This window comes from Nitrospira sp. (assembly GCA_024998565.1).
Classification (GTDB): domain Bacteria; phylum Nitrospirota; class Nitrospiria; order Nitrospirales; family Nitrospiraceae; genus Nitrospira_A.
The window spans coordinates 323,070-348,351 of the sequence record JACOEM010000002.1; the positions used below are offsets into that span (position 1 = coordinate 323,070).

General features: G+C 60.1%; 26 protein-coding genes. 13 read left to right on the forward strand and 13 right to left on the reverse strand.

Going from position 1 to position 25,282, the window contains the following annotated elements; all coding sequences use genetic code 11:
* Positions 1-80: 80 nt before the first annotated feature.
* The 6 genes from H8K11_05125 to H8K11_05150 form a co-directional block, all read right to left on the reverse strand.
* Positions 81-455 (reverse strand): hypothetical protein, encoded by a 375-nt coding sequence (locus H8K11_05125; protein ID MCS6263120.1) that lies wholly within the window; start codon positions 453-455, stop codon positions 81-83.
* A 155-nt stretch (positions 456-610) separates the two neighbouring features.
* Complete coding sequence (locus H8K11_05130; protein MCS6263121.1) at positions 611-1,321, reverse strand: DUF1508 domain-containing protein; 711 nt, start codon at positions 1,319-1,321, stop codon at positions 611-613.
* On the reverse strand, positions 1,318-3,108 hold the full coding sequence (locus H8K11_05135) for a hypothetical protein (protein MCS6263122.1): 1,791 nt from the start codon (positions 3,106-3,108) through the stop codon (positions 1,318-1,320). The genes H8K11_05130 and H8K11_05135 overlap by 4 nt, the downstream gene beginning before the upstream one ends.
* Before the next feature lie 571 nt (positions 3,109-3,679).
* Positions 3,680-4,501, reverse strand: a complete 822-nt coding sequence (locus tag H8K11_05140) for a hypothetical protein (protein ID MCS6263123.1) — start codon at positions 4,499-4,501, stop codon at positions 3,680-3,682.
* A gap of 243 nt (positions 4,502-4,744) precedes the next feature.
* Positions 4,745-5,056 carry a type II toxin-antitoxin system RelE/ParE family toxin gene (locus tag H8K11_05145; protein MCS6263124.1) on the reverse strand — a complete coding sequence of 104 codons (312 nt, stop codon included), beginning with the start codon at positions 5,054-5,056 and terminating at the stop codon, positions 4,745-4,747.
* A complete protein-coding gene (locus tag H8K11_05150; GenBank protein MCS6263125.1) occupies positions 5,046-5,339 on the reverse strand; it encodes a type II toxin-antitoxin system Phd/YefM family antitoxin in 294 nt (97 codons plus the stop codon). The genes H8K11_05145 and H8K11_05150 overlap by 11 nt, the downstream gene beginning before the upstream one ends.
* Positions 5,340-5,647: 308 nt before the next feature.
* Between H8K11_05150 and H8K11_05155 the strand changes: the two genes are divergently transcribed.
* From H8K11_05155 to H8K11_05170, 4 genes are all read left to right on the forward strand, one after another.
* Positions 5,648-5,953 carry an antibiotic biosynthesis monooxygenase gene (locus tag H8K11_05155; GenBank protein ID MCS6263126.1) on the forward strand — a complete coding sequence of 102 codons (306 nt, stop codon included), beginning with the start codon at positions 5,648-5,650 and terminating at the stop codon, positions 5,951-5,953.
* 223 nt (positions 5,954-6,176) lie between these two features.
* Positions 6,177-6,599, forward strand: coding sequence for a hypothetical protein (locus H8K11_05160; protein ID MCS6263127.1), 423 nt, complete (start codon positions 6,177-6,179; stop codon positions 6,597-6,599).
* A gap of 332 nt (positions 6,600-6,931) precedes the next feature.
* Entirely contained in the window at positions 6,932-7,174 is a 243-nt protein-coding gene (locus H8K11_05165; GenBank protein MCS6263128.1) for a type II toxin-antitoxin system HicA family toxin, read from the forward strand.
* A 5-nt stretch (positions 7,175-7,179) separates the two neighbouring features.
* A complete protein-coding gene (locus H8K11_05170; GenBank protein ID MCS6263129.1) occupies positions 7,180-7,767 on the forward strand; it encodes a phosphatase PAP2 family protein in 588 nt (195 codons plus the stop codon).
* 5 nt (positions 7,768-7,772) lie between these two features.
* On the opposite strand, the gene H8K11_05175 is transcribed toward H8K11_05170, so the two are convergent.
* The 7 genes from H8K11_05175 to H8K11_05205 all read right to left on the reverse strand — a co-directional run bounded on the left by H8K11_05175 (position 7,773) and on the right by H8K11_05205 (position 16,381).
* On the reverse strand, positions 7,773-8,738 hold the full coding sequence (locus tag H8K11_05175) for a GTP-binding protein (GenBank protein ID MCS6263130.1): 966 nt from the start codon (positions 8,736-8,738) through the stop codon (positions 7,773-7,775).
* A 73-nt stretch (positions 8,739-8,811) separates the two neighbouring features.
* The gene (locus tag H8K11_05180; protein ID MCS6263131.1) at positions 8,812-9,753 is read right to left on the reverse strand and encodes a cation transporter; all 942 of its coding nucleotides are present in this window, start codon (positions 9,751-9,753) and stop codon (positions 8,812-8,814) included.
* A gap of 104 nt (positions 9,754-9,857) precedes the next feature.
* Complete coding sequence (gene hflB, locus H8K11_05185; protein ID MCS6263132.1) at positions 9,858-11,642, reverse strand: ATP-dependent zinc metalloprotease FtsH; 1,785 nt, start codon at positions 11,640-11,642, stop codon at positions 9,858-9,860.
* A gap of 87 nt (positions 11,643-11,729) precedes the next feature.
* Positions 11,730-12,596 (reverse strand): hypothetical protein, encoded by an 867-nt coding sequence (locus tag H8K11_05190; protein MCS6263133.1) that lies wholly within the window; start codon positions 12,594-12,596, stop codon positions 11,730-11,732.
* Between the two features lies 1 nt (position 12,597).
* On the reverse strand, positions 12,598-14,589 hold the full coding sequence (metG, locus tag H8K11_05195; GenBank protein ID MCS6263134.1) for a methionine--tRNA ligase: 1,992 nt from the start codon (positions 14,587-14,589) through the stop codon (positions 12,598-12,600).
* Between the two features lie 45 nt (positions 14,590-14,634).
* On the reverse strand, positions 14,635-15,666 hold the full coding sequence (gene holB / locus H8K11_05200; GenBank protein ID MCS6263135.1) for a DNA polymerase III subunit delta': 1,032 nt from the start codon (positions 15,664-15,666) through the stop codon (positions 14,635-14,637).
* On the reverse strand, positions 15,653-16,381 hold the full coding sequence (locus tag H8K11_05205) for a dTMP kinase (GenBank protein MCS6263136.1): 729 nt from the start codon (positions 16,379-16,381) through the stop codon (positions 15,653-15,655). The genes holB and H8K11_05205 overlap by 14 nt, the downstream gene beginning before the upstream one ends.
* Before the next feature lie 131 nt (positions 16,382-16,512).
* Here H8K11_05205 and H8K11_05210 point away from each other — a divergent pair, with 131 nt between their 5' ends.
* From H8K11_05210 to gatB, 9 genes are all read left to right on the forward strand, one after another.
* Positions 16,513-17,187 carry a DUF502 domain-containing protein gene (locus H8K11_05210; protein MCS6263137.1) on the forward strand — a complete coding sequence of 225 codons (675 nt, stop codon included), beginning with the start codon at positions 16,513-16,515 and terminating at the stop codon, positions 17,185-17,187.
* Positions 17,188-17,238: 51 nt separating this feature from the next.
* Positions 17,239-18,864 (forward strand): bifunctional UDP-N-acetylglucosamine diphosphorylase/glucosamine-1-phosphate N-acetyltransferase GlmU, encoded by a 1,626-nt coding sequence (gene glmU / locus H8K11_05215; protein MCS6263138.1) that lies wholly within the window; start codon positions 17,239-17,241, stop codon positions 18,862-18,864.
* A 9-nt stretch (positions 18,865-18,873) separates the two neighbouring features.
* Positions 18,874-20,706, forward strand: a complete 1,833-nt coding sequence (gene glmS, locus H8K11_05220) for a glutamine--fructose-6-phosphate transaminase (isomerizing) (protein MCS6263139.1) — start codon at positions 18,874-18,876, stop codon at positions 20,704-20,706.
* A gap of 145 nt (positions 20,707-20,851) precedes the next feature.
* On the forward strand, positions 20,852-21,145 hold the full coding sequence (gene gatC / locus H8K11_05225; protein MCS6263140.1) for an Asp-tRNA(Asn)/Glu-tRNA(Gln) amidotransferase subunit GatC: 294 nt from the start codon (positions 20,852-20,854) through the stop codon (positions 21,143-21,145).
* Positions 21,146-21,170: 25 nt separating this feature from the next.
* Complete coding sequence (locus tag H8K11_05230; GenBank protein MCS6263141.1) at positions 21,171-21,536, forward strand: aspartate 1-decarboxylase; 366 nt, start codon at positions 21,171-21,173, stop codon at positions 21,534-21,536.
* On the forward strand, positions 21,536-23,011 hold the full coding sequence (gene gatA, locus H8K11_05235) for an Asp-tRNA(Asn)/Glu-tRNA(Gln) amidotransferase subunit GatA (GenBank protein ID MCS6263142.1): 1,476 nt from the start codon (positions 21,536-21,538) through the stop codon (positions 23,009-23,011). Before H8K11_05230 ends, gatA begins: the two co-directional genes overlap by 1 nt.
* A gap of 18 nt (positions 23,012-23,029) precedes the next feature.
* Entirely contained in the window at positions 23,030-23,431 is a 402-nt protein-coding gene (locus tag H8K11_05240; protein ID MCS6263143.1) for a DUF948 domain-containing protein, read from the forward strand.
* On the forward strand, positions 23,421-23,741 hold the full coding sequence (locus H8K11_05245; GenBank protein ID MCS6263144.1) for a YtxH domain-containing protein: 321 nt from the start codon (positions 23,421-23,423) through the stop codon (positions 23,739-23,741). Before H8K11_05240 ends, H8K11_05245 begins: the two co-directional genes overlap by 11 nt.
* Before the next feature lie 2 nt (positions 23,742-23,743).
* Positions 23,744-25,171 (forward strand): Asp-tRNA(Asn)/Glu-tRNA(Gln) amidotransferase subunit GatB, encoded by a 1,428-nt coding sequence (gene gatB, locus H8K11_05250; protein ID MCS6263145.1) that lies wholly within the window; start codon positions 23,744-23,746, stop codon positions 25,169-25,171.
* The last annotated feature ends 111 nt before the right edge of the window (positions 25,172-25,282 follow it).

Sequence of the window (25,282 nt, forward strand, 5' to 3'; positions counted from 1 at the left end):
TGTCGCGACACCACTCAGGCTAACGTCGGCCATGGCATAGTTGCTAGATTCCTCGCCCCACGTCCTAGTTCAACTCTTTCCTATCCGTGAAACAGTTTCCGGCACTCCATGAGGAGATAGACCGGCCGGGTGTGTTTTCCCTTGTTATCGGGCACGTGGCCGATGGCGGCGCCGGTCACCACCATCCCCGGAGGACATTCCCATTTGTGCGTGCCCGCGATGCCTCCCAGTCCGAACGCATCCGGCACCCTGGGACTGACCTGGATGGATTGCGGATCTTTTCCCTTTAACCCGTTCTCGTGGATATCCTCCGCGGTGGCATGTTCCAGCCCTACCTGCAGGAGACTCTCCCGGAGTTGCAGCTTGTTGTAGACCTCGTACAGGCCAATGGAAAGGCGGTCAAATCGGGGTCGGATCTTGAATTGTGTCCCTTGATCAGTTAGGGCAGGTGGCATGGCCCGTTGGCTTCGCTTAGCATTTCCGCGAGCGCTCCACTACGTCACCGCCTGCCGCAATGCCTAGCACCAGATTGCATCAGCGTCCGGCAAGGCCGATCGTTCGGGGGGTGAGGTGTGGGTGTGCCGGGGGCATCCGAACGTTCAGCAGAGAGCTACTTCCGCTTCTTCGCGGCTGTCGGTGGAGATGGAATATCGAGCGAACGGACAACCGCTCGTGAGCCCGATTCTTTCATCCAACGGAGGTCTGCTTCACACTCGGCACGGCTTGGGTACGGCCCGGCGCACTCGGCCACAGTTCGCCCGTCGCTGTGACGAAGGCGCCACCGGACCTGTTTCTCTCGATCACGGTAAATTTCATAGAATCCAAGGCGTGGCGCCGATGGAATACCAGGGAGCCCCAACGCCCCCCAATCGGGATGCGCCCGCAGCTGCTCACCTGTAATGCGTCCTGCCGCGCGGATTCCTTTGGGCGCACGGCCGAGCAGGGCTTGGACCTCGGCCAGATCGACCGGCCGTTGGCGCAACTTAGAGAGGTCCGTCACGTTGATCAAGATGTCCCCCAGCGGAGCTTCGTGGGCGATCGGCACATCGACATAGACGACGGCCGTGCCCTGGCGAGTAAAGCTGTGTCCCGGCTGTTGCGGCCTGGAAATCCCGCGAACCGATCGCGGATCGTTGAACGAATGCACGATCGCCGTCGTGCCACCGACCGTGACCTCAGCCAGATAGCTTCCTTCCAGAACCGGCCGTTGGACGGCCGGCCCTTCCAGTGGCTTCATGCCGGCGAGGCGAATTCCTCGTGCACTAAATTCGAGCGCGACCCGGATACGCCGTTGCCCGCGCCATTGGGGGTGTGGGCTCATTCGAACACCTCCAGATCGGTGAGAATCTTTCGCCCGCAGACCGGACACCAGGGCGGATTGTTTTGGTTCATCCGGCATTCCAGTACCGGCCGGAAGAGCCCCGTCGCATAGGAGCCTCCGGCCCCTTCAAACGCGCCCACGCTGGTGCGTCGATTCCACCCGGCGGGTGGACGGGCTGCATTCGTCGGTAACGGGGTATTGGGGGCGACGAGGTCAAACCATTTGAGCATGTTCCACTCTGAGGGCGCCTCCGAGGTATTGGGGTACCTGCTCACGCCGGTGAACGTCTCCGTGGCGCTGACGTATTCATCGCCCAGGGCAAACAGGTTGTGCCCCATTTCATGGGCGACGGTCGTCATTCCGCTGCCTTCCGTAAAATAGCCGGTGCCGGGGCCGACCGAGCTGCACCCACCCCAGGTGTCCGACTTGACGAGCACAATGACATGGTCGGCATCGGGAGCGAACCGCTGGCGGAGTTTTTCGATACGCGCATCCGTAAACGTCGACATATCGAACCAACAACGGTCCCAGCTGTCGTTGGGGATGAGACCGAGCCGGGAGGATTTGAACACATCGGAGATGATAGTGCCCCTGGAGTTGTAGCGTCGCTCTCGAACGCCGGACTCCACCGACACCAAGTCGACACGAACGACACGGAACGCGCCTTGATGCAACAGCAGCAGGTCCAGGCGCAACGCGCCCAGAACCTGGCTGGTTACCTGTGACCGATAGGCAGTCATGTCGGCCTCGGCATACCCGTCCCCCATGATCAGGATCGAGAGTTTGGGATCAGATCCTGGGCTGCCCACCGCATGCTCGGCGCGATCGTGAAGGGCTGTGCCGTGGTTCACCCAGGTCCAGCGTGCCCCATCCCACGTGCGCTCGTACAACCGTCCGCTGGCCGTGGATACAAACAGCTTGCTGTCCATCATGGCGGCACCGGGGGCGGCGTTGACGGTGGTGCCGGGTGGGGTGTCGTGGTCCACCCAGACCCACCGACTGCCGTTCCATACCCGTTCATACAGGTGCCCATTGCCGGTTCCGACGAACAGCTTGCTGTCCATCATCGCCGCGCCGGGGGCCGTGGCGACGGTCGTCGCGGGCGGAGCGCCGTGGTCGACCCAGACCCACTGACTGCCGTTCCACACTCGCTCGAACAGTCGTCCGTCCGCGGTGCCGACGAAGAGTTTGCTGTTCATCATCGCCGCCCCAGGCGCCGTGGCTACCGACGTGCCGACCGGCAGGCCATGATCGACCCAGACCCATTGGGTACCGTTCCAGGCACGTTCGTAGAGCCGCCCGTTCGCGGTGCCGACGAAGAGTTTGCTATCCATCATGGCTGCACCAGGGGCTGTCGCGACGGTGGTGGCGGGCGGCGTGCCGTGGTCGTTCCACACCCAACGCCCCTGGTCGTTCCGCCAATGCCGCTCCCACAGATGCCCGTCGTCCGTGACGACGAAGAACTTCTCGTTCATCATTTCAGCGCCGGGACCGTGCACGATGGGACGATTGCCGGGACGGCCATGGCTGTTCCAAGCCCAGCGTCCGAGATCGCTCCGCCAATGCCGCTCCCACAGACTGCCGTCGGCCACGACGACAAACAGCTTTTCCTCCAGCATCGCCGCGCCGGGCGTGCCGGTGACAGCACTGCCGGCAGGTCTGCCGTGGTTGATCCAGATCCACTCGTCTCCATCCCACCATCGCTCGTACAGGTCGGGGAAGTCGCCGTTCAGGCGTGAGACAAAGAGCTTGCTGTCCAGCATGGCCGCGCCGGGTCCGCTAATCATACGATCCTCGAACGAAGGCTCCGTCGCAAAACCGGAGGCATAGAAAAACGGAAGCCCCAGATCTCGTCTGATTCATCCTGCACTGGTTGGGGCTTTCCGATACAGAATACGATCGAATCGTGGGGGTGGCCGTGGCCACTCACTGAGCTCTCCCTGAAATCCGTGACTGTCTAGTTGTAACGGTCTGAGACGGGCGACTCTGCTCCGTCCTTATCGGCCAATGTGTGGCGCATTATCGGCGCCTGGGTTGACTCAGTCAATGCGCGCGCAACGACACGAGGCACTTATACTTCCATTTTTGGTGGAGCGAGCTATGTGATCCCACGGAGTCAATAGGCCGATGAAGGTGGGAGTGCATAATGCCATTTGGTCTCCGTAAATCGTGTGGGGTTCAGGGAATAAGGGGTCAGACCCCTTTGTCTGATCTTACCCCTTGTGTTCGATCCAGCTTGTCCGAGATCGGGCAGGCAGTGGGCTTCTATTCGATCATCAGCCGAATCGTGAATCGCCAGGACAGCGACCATGCACGGAAAAAGACCTAACCTCATATCGCCCCATCTCCGACTCTTTCCTATCCGTGAAACAGTTTCCGGCACTCCATGAGGAGATAGACCGGCCGGGTGTGTTTTCCCTTGTTATCGGGCACGTGGCCGATGGCGGCGCCGGTCACCACCATCCCCGGAGGACATTCCCATTTGTGCGTGCCCGCGATGCCTCCCAGTCCGAACGCATCCGGCACCCTGGGACTGACCTGGATGGATTGCGGATCTTTTCCCTTTAACCCGTTCTCGTGGATATCCTCCGCGGTGGCATGTTCCAGCCCTACCTGCAGGAGACTCTCCCGGAGTTGCAGCTTGTTGTAGACCTCGTACAGGCCAATGGAAAGGCGGTTTGTCGGCACCGTGGTCTCGAACAGTGTGCCTTCTTTTTCGTAATTGAAGAGGAACGGGCTCTTCTCCCAACGGGGCCCGACCGTGCCGTCGGCCTGCAATTCCCGGCAGGAAAACCGGAACGATTCCCACGTGCGGTTGTTCACCTCTTTGATGAACAGCCCTTGCAGCACGCCGTCCTGAAACATTTCCAGGCAGGATACGAACCGGCTTTCGACGACCTTGTCCTTCGCGTAATCCAGATCGTTGCAGGCCACCCATACGGAACCCACGGGCCCCTTAATCGGCAGATGCTTCGGCACGCAGCCGGCAATCACGTAGGTGCGATAGTCGTTGACCGTGTATTGCGGGTCGTGGTCATCCAACGGATGGCCGGCGATGATGTAGCCGCTTCCCGGACGCACGGCACCCGTCCCGGCCCACGGCGTGGAGGCCGGCAGTAGCAGCGCGGCTCCCAGCGCAACCAGAAGCCCGACACGCGGCGCACACGTTCGTATGGTCATGAGACATCCCTCCTTGCTGTGAGGCATCGGATTGTACGTGAGTGGCGCCGCTCTGGCGAGAGGCTGGCGGGGCCGCCCAGGATCGTGACATGGACGAAATGTAAGGGAACAGGAATGGAGGCTAAGACCCTGTACCTGATCTGGCTGAACGTGAACGATTCGAGACGCCGTGGATATGCGAGAGGCGGTAGGGGGATGAAGGAGCGACTGATGGCCGCATACAGGCCCGGAGGAACAGTTCTCCTATCGGTCCCGGTGCGTTAACCGCTTGAGTGCTTCCTGATAGACCGCGAGATCTTCGCGCCTGCCAATAGCGACGACTTCGACCAGGATCTGTTGGTCGATGATCCGGTACACGATACGGATCGATTTCTTCGCTGCGTAGAGTTTGTAGTAGCCGGTGAGATCGAGACCAGCGCGATTGCCAAGATGCTCGCCGAGCCGTGGGGCGGTTTCGAGTTTCAGGAGCTGCTTCGCAACCGGTTCTTTCAGCGATCCGTCAAGATGTCGAAAATCCTCGGCGGCAGCGACAGTCAGGACGACGCTATATCGCAAGGCCTTGCTCCTTCAGCAAGGCCTCTAATGTGATGGGTTTCTTTCCTTTCTTGCGTGCCCGCTGCGTGACATGGCGGTGGATCTCCATGTGCTCCAGGAGATCGAGCGCCTCCGCCATCTTTTCATAGTCATCCACCGGCACGATCACAGCTTCCACCTGATTGTTTTTGAGGACGACCACTCGCCGCCGGTGCTGGGCCTTCAGGTCGGTCAGCACTTTTCCGAAGGACCGCGCGACTCGAGATGCGCTGAGGATTTCTTCTTTCTTGTACGCCACGGCCATGTGTTACCTCATGCTTAGTTATGTGTGCAATATAGCGCATGATTATACGGAATCACAAGGTTAAGCATTCCTGGCCCAAGGAGTGGAATCGTCGAAGGGGCTCCGCAGCGATCTCTTGATACGCGTCGAATTTACTTTTAGCGTGCGACTCCGGCAGTTCTCGCGGATTTCCGTGTTATGCTGCGCCTGTCAACCGCAGCAGACTTCATCGTGAGGCAGCTCGGTGACGAATGCTCACGAAGTTCAAGGCCTATGGAACTCAAGCCGCACTTTCTTTGTTGCTTGCCGCCGATATCGGAGGCACGTCCGTGATTCTTGAAGTGGCGCCGCTTCGCATTCGCGCCGGTCAGGCTCAAGCCTTCGAGAACTCCTTTCGTGAGGCGCAACGGATTATCAGCAGCATGCCCGGGTACGTGTCTCATGAGTTGCAGCGCTGTCTCGAGCGGACCGACGAGTACATTCTCTTGGTACGGTGGGAATCAGTCGATGCTCATGAGACGGGTTTCCGCGGCTCTCCCCAGTATCAGGAGTGGAAAGCGCTCCTACATCACTTCTATGATCCCTTTCCGACAGTCCTTCATTTTGAAGCGGTGCCGGGCACGACAAGCCTTTAGCCCGCATTATTCATGAGCGTGTCTGCTGCAATCACGGATTCGCAGCTGCGGCGAGCCTGTCGGCGGGCGGGCTCGCCGCTCGTCTCGCTGTGCGACTCCGCAATTTCTCGACCAACCGCATTCAGCTTCCTCGCATTCTGGCGTTGTCACCGCGTCTGAACCCATGAGGATTGCAGGGCTTGCCCGCTGGCATGCCAGTCTCGGATTCTCCCCTGATCTGTGAATCTTTGATAGATGGAAGGAGACAGGACGTTATGAAGACGGCACTCAAATCACCTTTACCTCCGATTTCTTCACACCCATCGCGGGTGAAGAGGAGCACACGAACCCGGGTGTTTATGGCCAAGCCTGGGCCAACTGGCTGGCCGATCGGCTTCGTGAGCGTGGGGTATCCGTGGAGGGAGTCATCCCGGAGGATTTCGGGTGGGTGGTGATGATCTCGCGCGCACCGTTTCTGTTGTGGCTGGCATGCAGCAACACCGAAGGCAGCACATCGGAATGGACAGTCTACCCCGTCGCAGAATTGTCGGTGCTTCAGCGCCTTTTCAACCGCGTTGACCCCACGCCTGAGATCGAGCGATTGAACACTCATCTTGCCGAGCTTGTTCCTGCGATTCCGGGCGTCACCAATATCGTCTGGGAGTGAATGCGCAGAACCCGCTCTGGTCAGTGCCGAACCAGAGTGCTCCTCCCCGGCGAGCGAATGATCGGTTCGCTAGACATTGGCTTCGGATATGATTAGCATGGCGTTATTGGCGCTATACGGAGGGCAAGAATGACCGAGCTAATCTTCATGGTCGAGGAGGCGCCAGAGGGCGGTTTCGTGGCTCGATCCCTGGGCCCATCGATTTTCACGGAGGCTGACTCGCTCGCCGAACTTCCAGAAAAGGTTCGTGATGCCGTTCGCTGTCACTTTGAGGCAGGACAAGCCCCCAAGGTTATCCGTCTCCATCATGTTCGGGAGGAAGTTATTACCGTATGAGGCTTCCGCGGGATCTATCGGGACACGATCTCGCCCATATTCTTCGGAAGGTAGGCTATTCGATCACGCAACAAACCGGCAGTCATTTGCGGCTGACGACCACTGAACACGGCGAGCATCATATTACGATTCCACAGCACAGTCCTCTTCGCATCGGAACACTCTCCGCAATCCTCACCGACGTCGCCGCACACTTCGAGTTGACCCGCGAGCAACTCCATCACCAACTCTTTGAGTGACAGGCATGGGATTGGACGAAACTCTCTTTCACAGCATCAATGGTGTTGCCGGTCGGTCGAGTCTGCTTGATTGGGTGATGGTCGAATTGGCCAAACCGGGCAATCTGCTGTATCCCATTCTGCTCGCTGCGGCCTATTGGTTCTGGAAGAACCAGCGGGAATGTCTGATCGGAGCGGCGGCGTTGGCCGGCGTGATCGGAGCGGCGGATGCGTTGGGCACGCAACTCAAGGGGCTTGTGCAGCGTCCACGTCCCTGTGTGACGCTTGCGGATGTGCATCAATTGCTGGGCTGCGGCGGGGCCTTTTCCTTTCCTTCCAATCACGCGGCCAATACCGCGGCGGCGGCGGCGTTCTTCCAGGTGCTCTATCCAAAATCGGGATGGATCGGTTGGCCGCTTGTGGCGGCCATTGGTATTTCGCGCATCTACATCGGGGCTCATTATCTGACGGATGTGATGGGCGGATGGGTGGTGGGTGGATTGATCGGAGGGGGCGTGGCCTGGTCACTCACCCGCTGGTCGCGATTCCGGCCGCGTACTGAGCGCATGGCTCCCGCCGGCGTGCGACAGCCTTCGGCCGGTTCGATCTCCTGACAATGTTATGAAATGAGGCAGGCGAGGAGGGAGGCTCGACAGCGTTCCTGATCGTAATCGCGTCCGATCAGCACCACGACATGGTCCGGTTCATCGAGCAGCATGACCGGCTCGACGGTGCTGGTGCGCGGCGGAAAAAACTGAAACTCCTGCAGTTCGGGTTCTCCCGCAAACCGAAAAAATCCCTTCGCTCGTTCCATTCCCTCCGGTAACGACTTCGTCCATTCCATGAACTTTTTGCGGTCGAGCGGCTTTGGTAGCCGCACCGTGGTCACCATCGGGTGATGAGGTGCGCGCGCGTCGTGCCTCTCGTCCGCTGTGGGCGGTTTCCCGAACGACACGTTGGTCGGCACTGTGCGTGTCGCCGGCGCGGCGAGCAACGCAGAAATGTCCAGCCGGGCGTGGTTGGTTTCCCAGATCCGTCCATAAGGATTGTGATGGGTGATGGTTTCGCGAAACTGCTCCCAATGACCGGGGATGTAGAGATCCCGTTTGTTCAGGATCAGGTCATCGGCGTAACGAATGGCGTTGCGGGTGACGAGTTCCGCCATGCCGGTATCGGGCAAGGGCACGGGATGCAACATCGCGAAGATCCGTTCGAGCTTCGCGATGCGTGACACGTAGGCATCCGTCACGGCATCGACCACTTCCGCCGGGTCCGCCATGCCGGAGCATTCCAGCACGATTACCGTGGATTGGTAGTCCTGCACGAGTTGGGTGATGCTCCAGGCCAAATCGTCTTTGGTGTCGCAACAGATGCAGCCGCCGGCAAGATTGAGAACTTGCTCGGCGATCGTGCCCGCGCGCGGCCCATCGATGCTGACTTCGCCCGCCTCGTTCATGAGCACGCCGACCTTATGTCCCTGGCTGTTCCAGAATTCGAGGAGGCGCATGAGCAGGGTGGTCTTGCCGGCGCCGAGCGATCCGCACAGGACGTAAAAGGGAACGGGGAGTGTCTGCGGCTGATTCATGCGGCTATTGTAACTGTCGGGGCTGAGGGAGGTATAGCGGGCGCTTCAAAATTCCGACGTTCCGACCATCCGGTTAATGATGGCTGTGCAGAAACTCGGGATGGGAATGCTGGTCGTGGAGTTTCGAGAGGTCGCAGTGGACGGCTTCGGGATGGCAGCATTCGGTTTCGAGCTGGATCGTCAGGTGCTTGATGCCGAAGTCGGTTGTGATGCGCTCTCGGATGGTATGGAGGAGGTCGCTGGTCAGGGCCTCATCGTGCCCATCGACTTGTACATGCGTGGTCATCATGATGAGGCGCGGCTCGACCGCCCAGATGTGGAGGTCATGCACGTTCTTCACGCCGGGAATGGATTCGATGGTGGCGGCGACCTGCGCGGGGCTGACGCCGGGCGGGGTGGATTCCAGGAGGACCTCAAGTGATTGTTTAAAGAGCGGCCAGGCGCCGCGAATGATCGCCACAACGACGAACAGGCTCACCAGCGGGTCGAGGACGGACCAGCCGGTCAGCATGATGGCACCGCCGCTCACCACAACCCCCAAGGAGACCCAGGCATCACTGAGCATGTGCCAGAACGCGCTGCGGATATTGAGGTCGTCCTTCGCGCCATGTTGAAGCAGGAGCGCGATCGACAGATTGGCGACAAAGCTGATGAGGGCGATGAGCATGACCCAGCCGCCGGGAATCGGGACAGGAGTCAGAATGCGCTGGGCGCTCATGATCGTGATGCCGGCGGCGGTGAGCAGCAGGATAAAGGAGTTGAGGAATGCGGCGACGATGCCGGCCCGGTGATAGCCGAAGGTCCGGCTGTCGGTGGCGGGGCGCGCGGTCAGGATGTGCGCGTACAATGCCAGGAACAGCGAGCCCTGATCGACGAGGTTGTGGCCCGCGTCTCCGATCAGCCCGATGCTGTTCGTGAGGAAGCCCCCGACAAATTCTGCGACGATGATGACGGCGTTGAGGGCGAGGGCAATCCTCAATCGGGAGTGGAGTTCATGATAGGTGTGGGGAACCATCGTAGTCAGTGTCTCATGAGAGATCGACGGGGGCAAGACGTTGCTATGGTTTTGTTGCGAGAGCGGGAGGGACGCATCGGGGAAGGGGTTGGATCGGGCTGGCTTCAGTGTGATGCGGCGAGTGTCTTGAGTTCTTCTCCGCTGATCGTTTCCTTTTCGAGCAGGACCTGGGCGGCATGCCGCAGCGTGGCCTCCTGAGCCTTGATGAGGTCGCGAGCCCGTTCATATTGTTCATCGATCAACAGCCGGACTTCACAATCGATTTCACGGGAGGTACGTTCGCTGTAGTCTCCCGGTGTCTGTGAAGGACCGGTCTGTAGGAAGATGGACTGCCGATCCCGTTCCAGGCTCACCTGGCCGAGCTTCTCGCTCATGCCGTAGGCCTTGACCATGCTCTTGGCGATATCGGTGGCCTTGCGCAAATCGTCCTGTGCGCCGGTGGAGACTTCGCCGTAGATGACTTCTTCCGCCGCCCGGCCACCCAGCAGGATGGCGATCCGGTTCTTGAGTTCGGATACGGTCATGAGGAACCGGTCTTCGGTCGGGAGCTGCATGGTGTAGCCAAGCGCGGCAATACCTCGAGGAATAATTGAGATTTTGTGCACCGCATCGCCGCAGGGAATTGAGAGGGCCATCAGCGCATGGCCGACCTCATGATGGGCGACCCGGGCCCGCTCCATTTTGTTGAGGACGCGGTTTTTCTTCTCGAGTCCGCCGATGACCCGTTCGACGGCTTCCTGCAGTTCCGACAGGCTGACGGTGTCTTTGTTGCGCCGGACGGCGAGCAGCGCCGCTTCGTTCAGCAGATTGGCCAGATCGGCGCCGACGAAGCCCGGTGTCATGGCGGCGATCGTTTCCAGATCGGCTTGATTGTCGAGCGTGATAGAACGGGCGTGGACTTTCAGGATCGCGAGTCGTCCGATCTTGTCCGGCCGGTCTACGAGCACTTGCCGATCGAATCGCCCGGCCCGCAGCAGGGCGGGGTCGAGAATTTCCGGGCGGTTGGTGGCGGCCACGAGAATGACGCCGACGCGTGAATCGAACCCGTCCATTTCGACCAGCAACTGATTCAGGGTCTGTTCCCGTTCTTCATGCGCCATTGGACCGACCCCGCGGGCCTTGCCCAACGCGTCGAGCTCGTCGAGGAAGATGATGCAGGGGGCCTTGCCTTTGGCCTGCTCGAAGAGGTCGCGGACGCGGGCTGCGCCGACGCCGACGAACATCTCCACGAACTCTGAGCCGCTGATGGAGAAAAATGGCACGCCTGCTTCTCCGGCCACGGCCTTCGCCAGAAGGGTTTTCCCGGTGCCCGGCGGGCCGACCAGCAGGATGCCTTTTGGAATTTTGCCGCCCAGCCGCCGGAACTTTTCCGGTGTCTTGAGAAACTCGATGATCTCTTCCAGCTCCTGCTTGGCCTCGTCCACCCCGGCCACATCGGCAAACGTGACTTTCACTTCCTTTTCCACATAGATCTTGGCTTTGCTCTGGCCGACCGTCATGAAGCCCTGGCTCTGCCCCATGCGCCGTAACAGGAACCACCAGACGCCGAAGAAGAGGACGATCGGCACGATCCAGGACAACACGTCGCGGAACAGGGTGCTTTCGATGACGCCGGTGACCTTCACGTGATGTTCCGCAAGGTTCCTGAGCAGATCCGGGTCTTCGATGCGAATCGTGTGGAAGACCTTGTCCTCCTTCAGTTTCCCGTGAATGATCTGCGGCGAGACCGCGACTTCGGTGACCTTGCCCGCCGCCACGGATTCTTTGAACTCGCTGTAGGGGATTTCAGTCGGGTTGAAGAGCGATGGGAGAAACGTCTGGAGCAGGATCAGCGCCCAAAGGGCGATGAACATGTACCAGATGGAGAATTGCCGCTGTTTAGGATCCATACGCAGAACGTACGATTGAGTAGTTGGGTGATCCGGTGATTGAACGAAGATCCTCGTCCGTTACTCAGTCACCATACCACGCCTGAATTAATTCTTCCTGGGCCTGAGTCGTTCGGAGAGCACCGGGTATTGCGCGGTTCCCATCCCGAAGTTGCCGGTCGCCGTGTCGGCTGCGATGACGCGCAGCGTGATGCCGTCGGGCGCATCTTTCGAAATCGGCACGAAGAACGGCGCTTCGAAGCGGCTCTTCTCGCCCGCATAAAACATCTGCAGGCGCTCTACGATCCGGTCGCCGATCAGGAGTTCGGCGTAGATGTGAATCTTCCGGGAGTCCCAGTCGCTATGCGGACGCACCAGCGCTCCCGAGAGGGTGCGTACCGACGCGCGCAGCATGACATCTTCCTTGGCGATGAGGGGCTCACCCGGTTTCGGATGCTCAACTTGCACGAGGTAACCATACAGGTGCAGCACAATGCCATCGTTGGTCAGGTCGTGACCGGGAATCAGGAGGACCGTCGTGCTCGCCCGTTGCAGAGCAGTGGGATAGGCCAGCGGTCCCTCCGCGGTAATTTCCACGAGCATCGGGCGCGTGAGCTCGAGGGTGGTGGAGAACGCCGCCGCCGGGCGACTGCTATAGACCGGTTCGTCCATGAGGTGCGGCGTGCGCATGATCTGAGTCTGGTCACCCGGTTCTCCCTGCTGGAGGCCGGAAGCCAGGAGTTGCCCGCTCGCCACATCGGTGATTGTGACGCGCGCGCCGCCGACGTCGTGGCCGAGCACCAACGAGCGGTGTGCAACGACTCGCACGAGCACGGTCGTGGGGAGGGGGTCGTTGTAGTGGGTTTTGCTTTCGAGCTCGGAGTCGGACGGTTCAGGCGTAAACGCTGCACCCGCACTGCTCAGCAGCACGAGAAGGCAGGTGCCGATCAGTCGGATGAAGAGGGGGCGACTCATTTCACTTCACTTTGGTGCCGGGCTCCACATCTTCGATGAAGGTGGCGAGTCCGCGCACTTCGCTGTCGCCCGCCGCGAGGACCATGCCTTGCGATTCGATGCCCATCAGTTTGGCCGGTTTCAAATTCGCTACGATGACGATGGTTTTTCCGATGAGTGTTTCCGGCTCGTACTTTTTGCCGATACCGGCGACGATCTGCCGCTGTTCGCTGCCGAGGCTGACCTGGAGCTTGAGCAGCTTCTCTGATTTCGGGACACGCTCCGCCGCCAAAACTTTCGCCGCCTTCAGTTGGATTTTCATGAAGTCGTCGATGCTGATCTGCGCCGGTTGCGCGGCAGCGGGGGCGGCAGCCGGAGCAGCCGGACTCTGGGCTGCGGCGGGGCTGGGAGTGGCAGGGCTCGTCTGCGGAGAAGCAGGTATCTCGCTCACGGGTTTGGCTCCTTGTGGTTTGGTTTCGATGCGAGGGAACAGCGAGGCGCCTTTCTGGATCCGGCTGCCGGCGAGAGTGTGGTTCCAGCCGCAGTTCTCGTCCAAAACTGGCTGTGACAAATCCAGTGTCAATCCGAGCTGGTGGATCATCTGCTGCGCCGCTGTGGGCATGAACGGGTAGAGAAGGATGGCCAGCAGGCGAAGTGCGCGCGCGGACGTATTCAGCACGGTGTGGAGCTGCGGTTGTGCCTCCGGCTGCTTCGCCAGTTTCCAGGGTGCGCTCTTGTCGATGTATTCATCGCAGGCGCTGTTCAATTCTTCGATCATCAGCAGCACATCCCGGAAGAGCAGGGCCTTGTAGCCGGCTTCGATCCTGCCGGGCAGTTGCCGGGCCAGGTCTTCGATTCGTTGTTCGAGCTCCGGCAGGACGGCAGGGCCACGATCGGGAATGGCGCCCGTGCAGGAACGCTCGATCATGGTGAGCGTCCGGCTCAGGAGGTTGCCGATGCCGTTGGCGAGTGCACTATTGATGGTCGTGACCATGGTGGTGCGCGAGAAATCTCCGTCCTGTCCGAACGGCACTTCGCGCAGGAGGAAGTAGCGGAACGCATCCGCGCCGAATTGATCGATCATCGTGTTGGGATCGACGACGTTGCCGCGGCTCTTCGACATCTTCTCGCCGTCCACCGTCCACCAGCCGTGTGCAAAAATCGAACGAGGTAGTGGGCGTTCCAGCGCCATCAACATCGTGGACCAATAGACCGCGTGGGTGGTGAGGATGTCCTTGCCCACGAGATGGGCATCGGCCGGCCAGAATCGCTCGAGTCCCGATTTGTACTCCAGGGCGGACACATAATTGACCAGCGCATCGAACCAGACGTAGGTGACGTACTCGTTGTCGAACGGAAGTTCGATGCCCCAGGAGAGGCGGGATTTCGGGCGTGAGATTGACAGGTCGCCCAGCTTTTGAGTCTGCAGAAATCCCAGCACTTCGTTTCGCCGGGAAACGGGGCGAATGAACTCGTCGTGGGTTCGGATGTGGTCGATCAACCGTTCCTGGTACTGCCCCATTTTGAAAAAATAATTGTGCTCGCTCAGTTGTTCGATCGGCCGTTTGCAGTCTGGACAGAGCCCACCGACGACATCCTTTTCCGTCCAGAACCGCTCATCGTACGTGCAATACCATCCCGTGTAGTCTGCCTTGTAAATCAGCTGTTTATCATAGAGCTGTTGAAGGTATCGTTGAACCACGTCTTGATGTTGCTTGTCCGTAGTGCGGATGAAGGCGTCATTGGAAATGTTCAACCGTTGCCAGAGGTTTGTGAACTGCGGCGCCAGGCGGTCGCAGTGGGCTTGCGGGTCTATACCGGCCTTCGCGGCGGCCTGCTGAACCTTCTGCCCGTGTTCATCCAGACCTGTCAGGAAAAACACGTCGCGTCCACGCAATCGCCAGTAGCGGGCGAGCACGTCGGCGGCGACGGTCGTGTAGGCGTGGCCGATGTGCGGCACGTCGTTGACGTAGTAGATCGGCGTCGTGATGTAGAAGGTGTCGCGCTTGTTCATATGGCGTGGAGTGAAGATAGCAAGATGCCTGCGGTGAAAGCTAGCTTATCGCGGCGTGTCGGCGGTGTCCTGAGGCGTCAGCAGGTGACGGACTCGTAGCAGGATGGTTTCGAGCGCCATCTGCACGTTCAGGTTTCGATGGGCCTGCCGTTCCAGTTTTTCGAGATCGTTGATCAGGTCCAGCAGTTCGTCGATGTCGATGCGCTCGGCCAGCGCCTGCATGCCGGCTTTCTGATCCAGGTTGAGCACATGATCGGAGCCGGCGCCGACGGCAACCAGGAGAATATCGCGCAGCCACCGCAGCAGCCAGTCGAAGGCTTCCGGTCCGCGCTCTTCTTTCGACAGGGCTTCGGCAGCGGCGAGCACCGTGGAATAAGACTGGAGGCCTTTGGCGGAAAAGATCACGGCGAATTCCTTCTGGCTGGTCCGCGCCTGTTCGAGATCGCATTCCAGGGCCCGCCCCAACTGGCCGTCGCTGAGCACTGCCAGGAAATGCGCGTCGGCAGGAGGCAGCTCGCGTTTGAGAATGACGGCGGCCTCCACCTGGGTTTGCGCCGGAGCCGTGAGGCGCAAGGCCTGGCAGCGGGAACGGATCGTCGCCGGCAGGGCATAGGGTCGGCTCGACACCAGAATGAACAGGCTGTGGTCGGGCGGCTCTTCCAATGTTTTCAGCAAGGCATTGGCGGCGCCGATCGTCATGCGATCCGCGTCGTCGATCAGGCAGATCTTTCGATTCCCGATCAGCGGGCGATAGATCATCTGGTGTTCGATGTCGCGAATGAGCTCGATCTTGATTTGGGGATTCGCGAGTTCTTGATCCGGCTCGATCACCATGAAGTCCGGATGGGTGCGCGCATCCACTTGGCGGCAGGCCCGGCAGGCGCCGCAGGCGTCCGGGGTCTGCTCGTTCGAGACGGTTTCGCAGAGGAGCGCTTGCGCCAGGCGGAGGGCGAGGAGGCGTTTGCCGATGCGATCGTCGCCATGGAAGAGGTAGGCGTGCGCAAGCCGATTCTGCAGGATTGCAGACCGGAGCAAGGTTTTGGCGCTGTCATGGCCGATGATATCAGCGAACGGCATGGCGAGCCTGTGCCTTCTGAGGTGACGGCCGGCTTGCTGCCGGCCTGTTGTGGTCTACGCCCCGGCGGATGTGACCGAGCATTGGTGTGACGGCCCGGGCGACTGCTCGAGCCACCGTTTCTTTCGATGTCCTTGCGGATAGGACCTTGATTCGCTTGGGGTGACGTTTCGCCAAATCGAGAAATCCGGCGCGAACTTTCTGATGGAACCGTAGGGACTCGCGGTCCAGCCGATTCAGCGCGGCGGCGGAACGCCGCCGCGCCAGTCCCGTCGAAACGGGGAGGTCGAATACCAGCGTCAGGTCCGGCATGAGCGCATGGGTGGCGAGGCGATTGAGTCGTTCGAGTGTGGCGATGTCCAATCCTCGCGCATAGCCCTGATAGGCAAGCGTGGAGTCGATGAACCGGTCGCAGAGCACGATGCTGCCACGCGCGAGTGCCGGTTCGATGACCTGGGCCACATGTTGCCGGCGCGCGGCGAGGACCAGAAAGGCTTCGGTTTCCGGCGCGACCGGTTCGTCGGCGCGATCCAGGAGCAGCGAACGGATTTTTTCCGCGAGCGGAGTGCCGCCCGGCTCCCGGGTTTCCACCGTGTCATATCCCCGGTTCCGGAGGTGCTCGCCCAGGAGTTTGGCCTGGGTCGATTTTCCGCACCCCTCCGTTCCCTCGAGGGTAATGAACAGGCCCCGGGGTGGTCGGCTACGTGGCGTCATCATTCGGGTCTGAAAAACTACGGAGCAAGAGGGTCGGATCCTATTCCAAGTGATTGAAAATAGCAAGAAAAGGCTTGCGACGATTGGTGAAAGACCAGTATCATGCAGCTCTACCAAGGGCCCTTCAGCCACACATGTTGAAAGCTTCACTCAAACGCTATTTTCTCACCGGTTTGCTGATCATGATCCCCTTCTGGGGGACCATCCTGATCTTGAAGACCCTGTTCGTGAGTCTGGACGGTATTCTCGGCGACGCCGCCGCTCGGTTGGTGACCCCCGGTTACTATGTGCCGGGCTTGGGGATCGTGGCGCTGATCCTGATCATTTTTGTCACCGGCTTATTCGCCGCGAATTTTATCGGCCGTCATGTGGTGCGGCAGTGGGAGGGATTACTCAATCGCGTGCCGGTCGTGCGCGGCATTTATTCCACCATCAAATCGATGATGGACATTTTGTCGTTTGCAGAGCGGGAGAGTTACCGCCGCGTGGTGCTGATTCAGTTCCCCAAGAACGGCCACTATTGTTTTGCGTTTGTGACCGGTGTGACCAAGGGGGAAATGCAGCAGCTCTCGCCGGACCCGCTGGTGCACGTTTACGTCCCGACCTCGCCCAATCCCACGTCCGGATATTTCCTGCTGGTGCCCGAGCGTGAAGTGATCGCCGTGGACATCACGGTGGAAGAGGCCATGAAATTGATCGTCTCGGGAGGGCTCTACACACCCACTCCTCCCTCAGGCGGCGCGTCCCAGCCCGGTGGGAAAGCGTGGGCGCCTATTAAGCAACCAGACGCAGGTGTGCAGGTCGGCTGATCCCCTGTGCACTCGACAGACCCTGCGTCGATTTCTTATGGTGAAGACTCAATGACTCATTCATCGCAGGACAAGGCCGTGCCATCCTCCATTGCAGGGCTCGGTGTCATCATCATGGCGGCGGGACTCGGCAAGCGCATGAAGTCGGCGCTCGCCAAGGTGCTGCATCCGGTCGCGGGTCGGCCGATGGTGATGTACGTACTCGATATCGCCTGCGGGTTGGCGGAGCAAGGGGTTGCGATCGTCGTCGGCCATCAAGGCGCGGAGGTGCGGAAGGTGGTGGAGGCGGTCGGCGGGCAGGTTGCCGTCGCCGAGCAAACCAAGCAATTGGGGACAGGTCACGCGGTGTTGCAGGCGCGTCCGGTATTCGGCGATGGCTCGCATCGGAAGCCGTCCCGCTACTTGATTCTCAATGGCGACACGCCGCTCTTGACGGAAGCGACGGTGCGGGAATTGCTGGCGATGCACGATGCGCAGGGTGCTGCGGTGACGCTGTTGACCGCCGTGCTCGACGATGCGTCCGGCTACGGACGGGTCATTCGCCGGCGCCGAGATGAATGGCTGCAAGGCGCGGCGGATAACGCGGTGCAGAGCATTGTGGAGGATAAGGACGCCTCTGAGGCCGAACGGGCTGTGCGCGAGATCAATGTCGGGACCTACGTCGTCGACGGCAAATTTCTTTTTCCGGCGCTCGACAAACTCGATCCCCGGAATGCGCAGGGCGAGTACTACTTGACGGACATCGTGCAGATGGCGGTTCAGCAGGGACGCACGGTGTCGGCCTTGCGGCTGCGGGACATCGACGAGGGCCTCGGGATCAACAGTCGAGTGCAATTGGCGGAGGCTGAGGGCGTGATTCGCCGGCGGATTCGCGAGCGATGGCTCGAAGCCGGTGTCACGATGCGGGATCCTGCCTCGACCTGGATCGATGCTGAGGTGACCATCGGCCGTGACACGGTGTTGTATCCGCATGTGACGCTCGAAGGCCGAACCGTGATCGGCGAATCCGTCGTCGTGCATTCCGGCACCAGGATAACGGATTGCGCCATCGGCAACAGGGTGGAGATTCTGGATCACTGCATTCTGCGCGAGTCGCAGGTGGAGGAGGACTGTCATCTCGGACCGTTCGTGCACCTGCGACCGGGTGTCATCGCGCGGCGCAAAGCGAAGGTCGGCAATTTCGTCGAGATGAAAAAGACGGAACTCGGTGAGGGCTCCAAGGCGAACCATTTGAGTTATCTCGGTGACGCCACGATCGGATCGGGAGTGAATATCGGTGCCGGAACCATCACCTGCAATTACGACGGCTATAAGAAATTTCACACGGTGGTCGGGGACGGCGTGTTCATCGGCAGCGACGTGCAGCTCGTTGCGCCGGTGACGGTCGGGCAAGGTTCCATCATCGCGGCCGGCGCTACCGTGACGCAGGATGTGCCGAAGGATGCATTGGTGATTGCCCGGGTTCCCCAGGTGACCCGCGAGGGCTGGGCGGCCAGGCGGCGGGCGTTACAGAGCGGGCAGGTCCCGCCTCCGGCTCCTGCGGTGAACCGTGTAACTCCTGTGAAGTCTACCAAGACTGTGAAGCGTGCGAAGTCCGCGAAGCCTGCCAAGGCAGGGGCATCCGCGAAGCGTACTATGAAGAAGCAACCGGCAGTGCAACGTTCAAAACGGAGGTAACGGCGACCTATGTGTGGCATCGTTGGCTACGTGGGAAATCAGGACGCAGTACCGATTTTGTTGAACGGGTTGTCGAAGCTGGAATATCGCGGGTACGACTCGGCCGGCGTGGCGATTCAGCGAGGGGAGAAGATCGAGATTCGCCGCAGCGTCGGCAAGTTGATCAATCTGCAGAAGTCGCTGGAGCAGAAGGCCATCGGCGGGATGTGCGGCATCGGGCATACGCGCTGGGCGACACACGGCAAGCCTTCCGAGCAGAACGCGCACCCGCACCGCTCCGAAAGCTGCGTGCTCGTGCACAACGGGATCATCGAAAATTACGTCGAGCTGAAACAGCGCCTGGTCAAGGACGGCTACAAGTTTCAGTCTGAAACCGACACGGAAGTCGTGGCGCACCTGATTGATACACACATGAAGAAAAGCAAGCTGCATCTGGCGGATGCGGTGCGCGCGACGGCGAAAGAGATTCGCGGAAGTTATGCCATCGCGGTGATTTCGGAGCGGGAGCCCGGCATGCTGGTCGCGGCCCGGTCCGGTTGTCCGCTGGTCATCGGTCGCACGGCCGATGCGTCGTTCGTCGGCTCGGATGTGATGGCGATGTTGTCCCATACCAGGGACGTGACGTTTCTCGAAGAAGGCGACGTCGTCGAAGTCACGGCCGGAGCGGTGACGTTTACGGATCTCGACGGTCGGGCCGTCACGCGCAAGAAGACGAAGGTCACGTGGGATGCCTCTGCCGCTGAAAAGAGCGGGTATCCCCACTTCATGCTGAAGGAAATCCACGAACAGCCGCAGACGATTCTGGATACCATCCGGGGCCGCTATTCCTATGAGAGCGGCGAGGCGGATCTTCCGGATATCGGACTGACGCCGAAACAGTTCGCCGAAGTCGGACGTATTTGGATCGTGGCCTGCGGAACCAGTTGGCATGCCGGCCTCGTCGGGAAGTATCTGCTCGAAGAGATGGTTCGCACGCCGGTGCAGGTGGATATCGGGAGCGAGTTCCGGTATCGCGACCCGCTCATTGAAAAGAACGACCTGTTCATCACGATCTCGCAGTCGGGTGAAACCGCCGATACGCTGGCCGCGGCGCGGGAAGCGAAGCAAAAAGGCGCGCGTGTCGTTTCCATCGTCAATGTGGTGGGCAGCACGCTGGCCCGCGAGTCCGACGGGGTGCTCTATACCCATTGCGGTCCTGAAATCGGCGTCGCCTCCACGAAGGCTTTCACCAGCCAGTTGGCGGCGCTCTACATGTTGGCCTTGCATCTCGGCCGGGTGCGGGGTGTCCTGAGCGTGGCGGACGGGAAGTCCTGGCTCGATCGCCTGGTCACGTTGCCGGCGCTCGTGAAACATGTGCTCGGCCGGGAAGCGGAGATTCTGGCGATCGCGAAACGGTATTACAAGAAACCGGACTTCTTGTTTCTCGGGCGCGGGATCAACTATCCGATCGCGCTGGAGGGGGCGCTCAAGCTCAAGGAGATTTCCTATATCCATGCGGAGGGTTATGCCGCGGGAGAGATGAAGCACGGACCGATCGCGCTCATCGACAAGGACATGCCGGTGGTGGTGTTGGCCCCGCGGGACCGGCTCTATGAGAAGACCGTCAGTAACCTCATGGAGGTGAAAGCGCGCCGGGCCCCCGTGATTGCGTTCGTGGCGGAAGGCGAGCGCGAGTTAGGGAAGATCGCCGATGCGGTGTTCACGATTCCCGATGTGCATCCGTTGCTGTCGCCCATTCTCTTCACGATCCCGCTGCAGTTGTTGGCCTATCACATTGCGGTCTTGCGCGGGGAAGATGTGGATCAGCCGCGGAACCTTGCCAAGAGTGTGACGGTGGAGTAGTCGGATGTTGAACATATGGCTTCCGACTGCGTTCCCGGTCGCCCGGCCTCCTGCGACGTACCCAGAGGGTACGACTCGTCGCCGGGCTTCCTGCAGCCTTGTTGGAAGACCATGCTGAACATCCTTACAGAACTGGGAGCATGAGATGGAGATCACGAAGCAGGAAGTCGAGAAGGTGGCCAAGTTGGCGCGGTTGGCGTTGACCGAGGCCGAGACCACGGCCTTTTCGCAGCAGCTGAATCAGATCGTGGGCTATGTACAGAAGTTGAAATCGTTTTCCACAGAGGGCGTGGAGCCGACGTCGACCGTGCCGGGGCAGAGTAACGTCTTTCGTCCGGACCAGGTGCAGGCGTCGCTGTCCACCGAGCAAGCGTTGAGCAATGCTCCCGATGCGGAGGCGCAGTGTTTCCGGGTTCCGAAAATCATCCAAGAATCCTAAGCGATCGAAGGAGCATCAATCGACTATGTTTCGACAAATGTTGCGGGCAAAGATACATCGAGCGACGGTGACCGAGGCCTGTCTGGAATATGAAGGCAGCCTCACGGTGGACGAAGATCTGTTGGACGCGGCGGGTATTCTGCCCTATGAAGCGATCGTCTGTTCCAATCTCAACAACGGCGAACGGTTCATGACCTACGCCATGAAGGGAAAGCGCGGACGAGGGGAGATCGTGCTGAACGGGCCGACCGCCCGCAAGGCGGCGGTGGGGGATCAGATTATTATTTTCTGCTACGAGTATTACAGCGATGAAGAGATCAAGCGGCATAAGCCGAAGATCATCCAGGTCGATGGCAAAAACCGTATTACTCGTAAGGCTGTGAAGCGCTGATGGCACTGACGTTGCTGCACAAACTCACGCTGTCGGAATTGCAGCGGAAGTTCACGGCCGGGGATGTCACGGCGACGGAGATCGTCCGCGCTTACTTCCTGCGGGTGACGCAGGTCGAGCCGAAGGTGAACGCCTATCTCACGCAGTGCAAAGAAGCGGCCCTCGCGCAGGCGGAGCGTCTCGACCAGGCCCTGAAGGGGTGGCGGAAAACCACGCCGATGATGGCCATGCCCCTGGCGGTGAAGGACAATATCTGCACGGAAGGCGTGCGGACGACCTGCGCCTCCCGGATGCTCGACACCTTCGTGCCGCCCTATGACGCGACCGTAGTCGCCAAGTTGCGGGCGCAGAACTATCTCTTGCTCGGCAAGACCAATCTGGATGAATTTGCGATGGGGTCGTCCACCGAAAATTCGGCCTTCGGCGCCAGCCGCAATCCCTGGAACATTCAGACTGTTCCCGGCGGATCGAGCGGCGGGTCTGCGGTAGCGGTGGCGGCTGATGAATGTGTTGCGGCACTGGGATCCGACACCGGCGGTTCCATTCGCCAGCCTGCGGCGTTTTGCGGCGTCGTGGGGTTGAAACCGACCTACGGCCGTGTGTCTCGATATGGATTGGTGGCCTTTGCCTCCTCGCTGGATCAAATCGGTCCGATCACGAAGGATGTGACGGATGCGGCCATTTTGTTGGGCGCCATTGCGGGCCACGATCCGCGCGATTCGACGTCCGCGAACGTGCCGGTTCCGGATTACCTCAAGGCACTCAAACGGAAAGATCTCAAACGGCTGAAGGTGGGTGTGCCCGCCGAGTATTTTGCCGACGGGCTCGATCCGGAAGTGGAGCAGGCGGTGCGCACGGCTATCGAAGGCCTGCGGGAACTCGGGGCAGACATCCGCGAGATCAAACTGCCGACCACCGATGCGGCCGTCGCGACCTACTATGTCATCGCCACCGCCGAGGCCAGCTCGAACCTGGCACGATACGACGGCGTGAAGTTCGGTTTGCGGGCAGCGGAGAGCAAAGATCTCCTGGATATGTACTTGAAGACCCGAGCGGAAGGATTCGGCCCGGAGGTCAAACGCCGGATCATGCTGGGGACCTATGTGCTGAGCGCAGGCTACTATGACGCATACTACGGGAAGGCGCAGGCGGTCAGGACGTTGATCCGGCAGGAATTTGAGGCGGCGTTCCAGACGGTCGATCTGATCGTCACCCCCGTGACTCCGACCACCGCGTTCAAGTTCGGAGAGAAGGCCCAGGATCCGTTGCAGATGTATTTGTCCGACATCTACACGATTTCGGCGAATCTGGCCGGGCTGCCCGCCATTGCGTTGCCTTGTGGATTCAGCAAGGCGGGATTGCCGATCGGCTTTCAGTTGATCGGTCGGCCGTTTGAAGAAGAGACCCTGTTGCGTGGGGCGCATGCCTACGAGCAGGCAACGAACTGGCGGGCAAAACGGCCGGCGATTCGGTGAGCCTGACAAGGAGGCCCTATGATTGTTGATGTCGCCGCGATTCTGGTTGCCATTGCCTTTGCGGTGCTCGTGGGCTACCTCGTCCCGCTCTTGATTCAAATACGCAAGATGGTGGCCGAATCGGAGCAGCTGGTGACGAAGTTGAACGTCGAGTTGCCGACGCTAATTACCGAATTGCGCGCGATGAGTCAGAATTTGAATGATGTGACCGAGCAGGCACGCGGCGGGGTTGAGCATGCGGCAGTTCTGCTGCATGCCGTGGGCGAGATCGGCGAATCGGTCAATCAGGTACATAGTATGGTGCGGGGCTCAGGCGGTTCGTTGTTGGCCAATGTGGCCAGTGTCGTGGCGGGGTTTCGCGCGGCCAAGCAAGTGGTGACGGAACGTTTCAAAGAGGGAGGGCATCACAATGGCGGATAATCAAGGTCCATCGTCGGCAGCGGTATTGTTGGGCTTCCTGAGCGGAGCGGCGTTGGGTGCGGTAACAGCGATCTTGTTGGCGCCGCGAACCGGACAGGAATCACGTGAGATGCTACGCGGCTATGCCCGGCGCGCGGAGGACGGGTTGCGGGATTTGGTCGGCGAAGCGGGTGAGCGGTTTGAAGGGGCGGTCGAGGAAGGTCGCGACTTCATTGAATCGAAGAAAACCGTGTTGCGGGATGCGTTCGATGCCGGGCGGGAAGCGATGCGCCGGGAGCGTGAGCAGTTTACGAAGGGGGAGCAGAGCTGAGCGTGGCATACGAAGTCGTCATCGGTGTGGAAGTGCATGCGCAGCTGCGCACGCAGTCGAAGTTGTTTTGTGCCTGCGGGACGACGTTCGGTCTCACGGCCAATTCGCAGACCTGTCCGGTGTGCCTCGGCTTGCCAGGGACCTTGCCGGTCATCAATGAGAAGGCCGTAGAGATGGCGGTACGTGCGGGGTTGGCTATGAACGGCACGATCGGGATCCGCAACCGCTTTGCGCGCAAAAACTATTTTTACCCGGACCTGCCGAAGGGGTATCAGATTTCGCAATACGAAGCGCCGATTTGTGAACACGGCTGGATTGAAATTGCGGCCGGCGGCAGTCGCAAGCGTGTGCGCATCCGGCGCGCGCATTTGGAAGAAGACGCGGGAAAGAATCTGCATGAGGCCGGCAGCGGGATGAGCCTCGTGGATCTGAATCGCGCCGGGACGCCTCTGTTGGAAATCGTGACCGAACCGGACTTGAGCTCTTCTGAAGAGGTAGTGGCGTACCTCAAGGCCTTGCGCGACCTCTTGATGTATCTCGATGTCTGTGACGGAAACATGGAAGAGGGGAGCTTCCGCTGCGAGCCGAATCTGTCTCTGCGGCCTGTTGGGCAGACCACCTTCGGGACGAAGGTTGAGTTGAAGAACATCAACTCGTTCAAGTTCGTGAAGGACGCGGTTGATTTCGAAATCAAGCGGCAAACCAAGGTGCTCAACGAGGGCGGGAAGATTTATCAGGAAACCAGGCTCTGGAATCACGAGCGCGGGGAAACCGCTGTGATGCGTAGCAAGGAAGAGGCGCATGACTATCGGTATTTTCCAGACCCTGACTTGGTCCCGATGGAGATTTCGTCCGAATGGATCGAGCAACTGCGCGAGGGACTGCCGGAACTGGCCTCGACCAAGCAACAGCGATTTATCACGGAGTACGGCGTGCCCGAGTATGATGCGGGGATTCTGACTTCCAGCAAAGCGCTGGCGATGTATTTCGACGCCTGCGTGAAACTGTACCCGCAACCCAAAACGGTGAGCAATTGGGTGATGGGCGAATTGCTGCGTGAATTAAACAACTCCGGGACTGAAGCGGACGCTTCTCCCGTGACGCCTGAACGGTTGGTCGAGTTATTGACCCTGGTGGATCAAGGGATGGTCAGTCTCAAGGTGGCACGAGAGATTTTCCCTGATGTCTATGCCTCGGGTAAGGCGCCGGCCCGGATCGTCCAGGAAAAGGGACTGACGCAGGTCTCCGATGAAGGGGCTTTGGCGACGATGATTGATGAAGTCTTGAAGAAAAATCCTGCCCAGGTCGGGCAATTTAAGGAAGGCAAGCAGCAGGTGCTGGGGTTCCTCGTCGGACAGGTGATGAAGGCGTCCGGCGGTAAGGCCAATCCCGGGAAAGTGAATGAGTTGCTGAAGAAAGCCTTGGCCTGAGGCTGGTGTCCGGTGGTCGCCGCGTCACGCATGGCGACGCGGTGTTCGGTGAAGCGGTTAGCGAGACGGCAGTGTTGATGGTTCAGTGTGAGTACCTGGAGGAGACACGAG

What these genes read in the sequence shown, in the direction of transcription:
- H8K11_05230 (MCS6263141.1), top strand. Translation starts at nt 21,171, where the DNA reads ATGTTTCGACAAATGTTGCGGGCAAAGATACATCGAGCGACGGTGACC.
- glmU (MCS6263138.1), top strand. Translation starts at nt 17,239, where the DNA reads ATGACTCATTCATCGCAGGACAAGGCCGTGCCATCCTCCATTGCAGGG.
- H8K11_05210 (MCS6263137.1), top strand. Translation starts at nt 16,513, where the DNA reads ATGTTGAAAGCTTCACTCAAACGCTATTTTCTCACCGGTTTGCTGATC.
- H8K11_05205 (MCS6263136.1), bottom strand. Translation starts at nt 16,381, where the DNA reads ATGATGACGCCACGTAGCCGACCACCCCGGGGCCTGTTCATTACCCTC.
- H8K11_05150 (MCS6263125.1), bottom strand. Translation starts at nt 5,339, where the DNA reads ATGGCCGTGGCGTACAAGAAAGAAGAAATCCTCAGCGCATCTCGAGTC.
- gatC (MCS6263140.1), top strand. Translation starts at nt 20,852, where the DNA reads ATGGAGATCACGAAGCAGGAAGTCGAGAAGGTGGCCAAGTTGGCGCGG.
- H8K11_05190 (MCS6263133.1), bottom strand. Translation starts at nt 12,596, where the DNA reads ATGAGTCGCCCCCTCTTCATCCGACTGATCGGCACCTGCCTTCTCGTG.
- gatA (MCS6263142.1), top strand. Translation starts at nt 21,536, where the DNA reads ATGGCACTGACGTTGCTGCACAAACTCACGCTGTCGGAATTGCAGCGG.
- H8K11_05170 (MCS6263129.1), top strand. Translation starts at nt 7,180, where the DNA reads ATGGGATTGGACGAAACTCTCTTTCACAGCATCAATGGTGTTGCCGGT.
- H8K11_05135 (MCS6263122.1), bottom strand. Translation starts at nt 3,108, where the DNA reads ATGATTAGCGGACCCGGCGCGGCCATGCTGGACAGCAAGCTCTTTGTC.
- H8K11_05140 (MCS6263123.1), bottom strand. Translation starts at nt 4,501, where the DNA reads ATGACCATACGAACGTGTGCGCCGCGTGTCGGGCTTCTGGTTGCGCTG.
- glmS (MCS6263139.1), top strand. Translation starts at nt 18,874, where the DNA reads ATGTGTGGCATCGTTGGCTACGTGGGAAATCAGGACGCAGTACCGATT.
- metG (MCS6263134.1), bottom strand. Translation starts at nt 14,589, where the DNA reads ATGAACAAGCGCGACACCTTCTACATCACGACGCCGATCTACTACGTC.
- H8K11_05125 (MCS6263120.1), bottom strand. Translation starts at nt 455, where the DNA reads ATGCCACCTGCCCTAACTGATCAAGGGACACAATTCAAGATCCGACCC.
- hflB (MCS6263132.1), bottom strand. Translation starts at nt 11,642, where the DNA reads ATGGATCCTAAACAGCGGCAATTCTCCATCTGGTACATGTTCATCGCC.
- H8K11_05165 (MCS6263128.1), top strand. Translation starts at nt 6,932, where the DNA reads ATGAGGCTTCCGCGGGATCTATCGGGACACGATCTCGCCCATATTCTT.
- H8K11_05240 (MCS6263143.1), top strand. Translation starts at nt 23,030, where the DNA reads ATGATTGTTGATGTCGCCGCGATTCTGGTTGCCATTGCCTTTGCGGTG.
- H8K11_05245 (MCS6263144.1), top strand. Translation starts at nt 23,421, where the DNA reads ATGGCGGATAATCAAGGTCCATCGTCGGCAGCGGTATTGTTGGGCTTC.
- H8K11_05180 (MCS6263131.1), bottom strand. Translation starts at nt 9,753, where the DNA reads ATGGTTCCCCACACCTATCATGAACTCCACTCCCGATTGAGGATTGCC.
- H8K11_05130 (MCS6263121.1), bottom strand. Translation starts at nt 1,321, where the DNA reads ATGAGCCCACACCCCCAATGGCGCGGGCAACGGCGTATCCGGGTCGCG.
- holB (MCS6263135.1), bottom strand. Translation starts at nt 15,666, where the DNA reads ATGCCGTTCGCTGATATCATCGGCCATGACAGCGCCAAAACCTTGCTC.
- H8K11_05175 (MCS6263130.1), bottom strand. Translation starts at nt 8,738, where the DNA reads ATGAATCAGCCGCAGACACTCCCCGTTCCCTTTTACGTCCTGTGCGGA.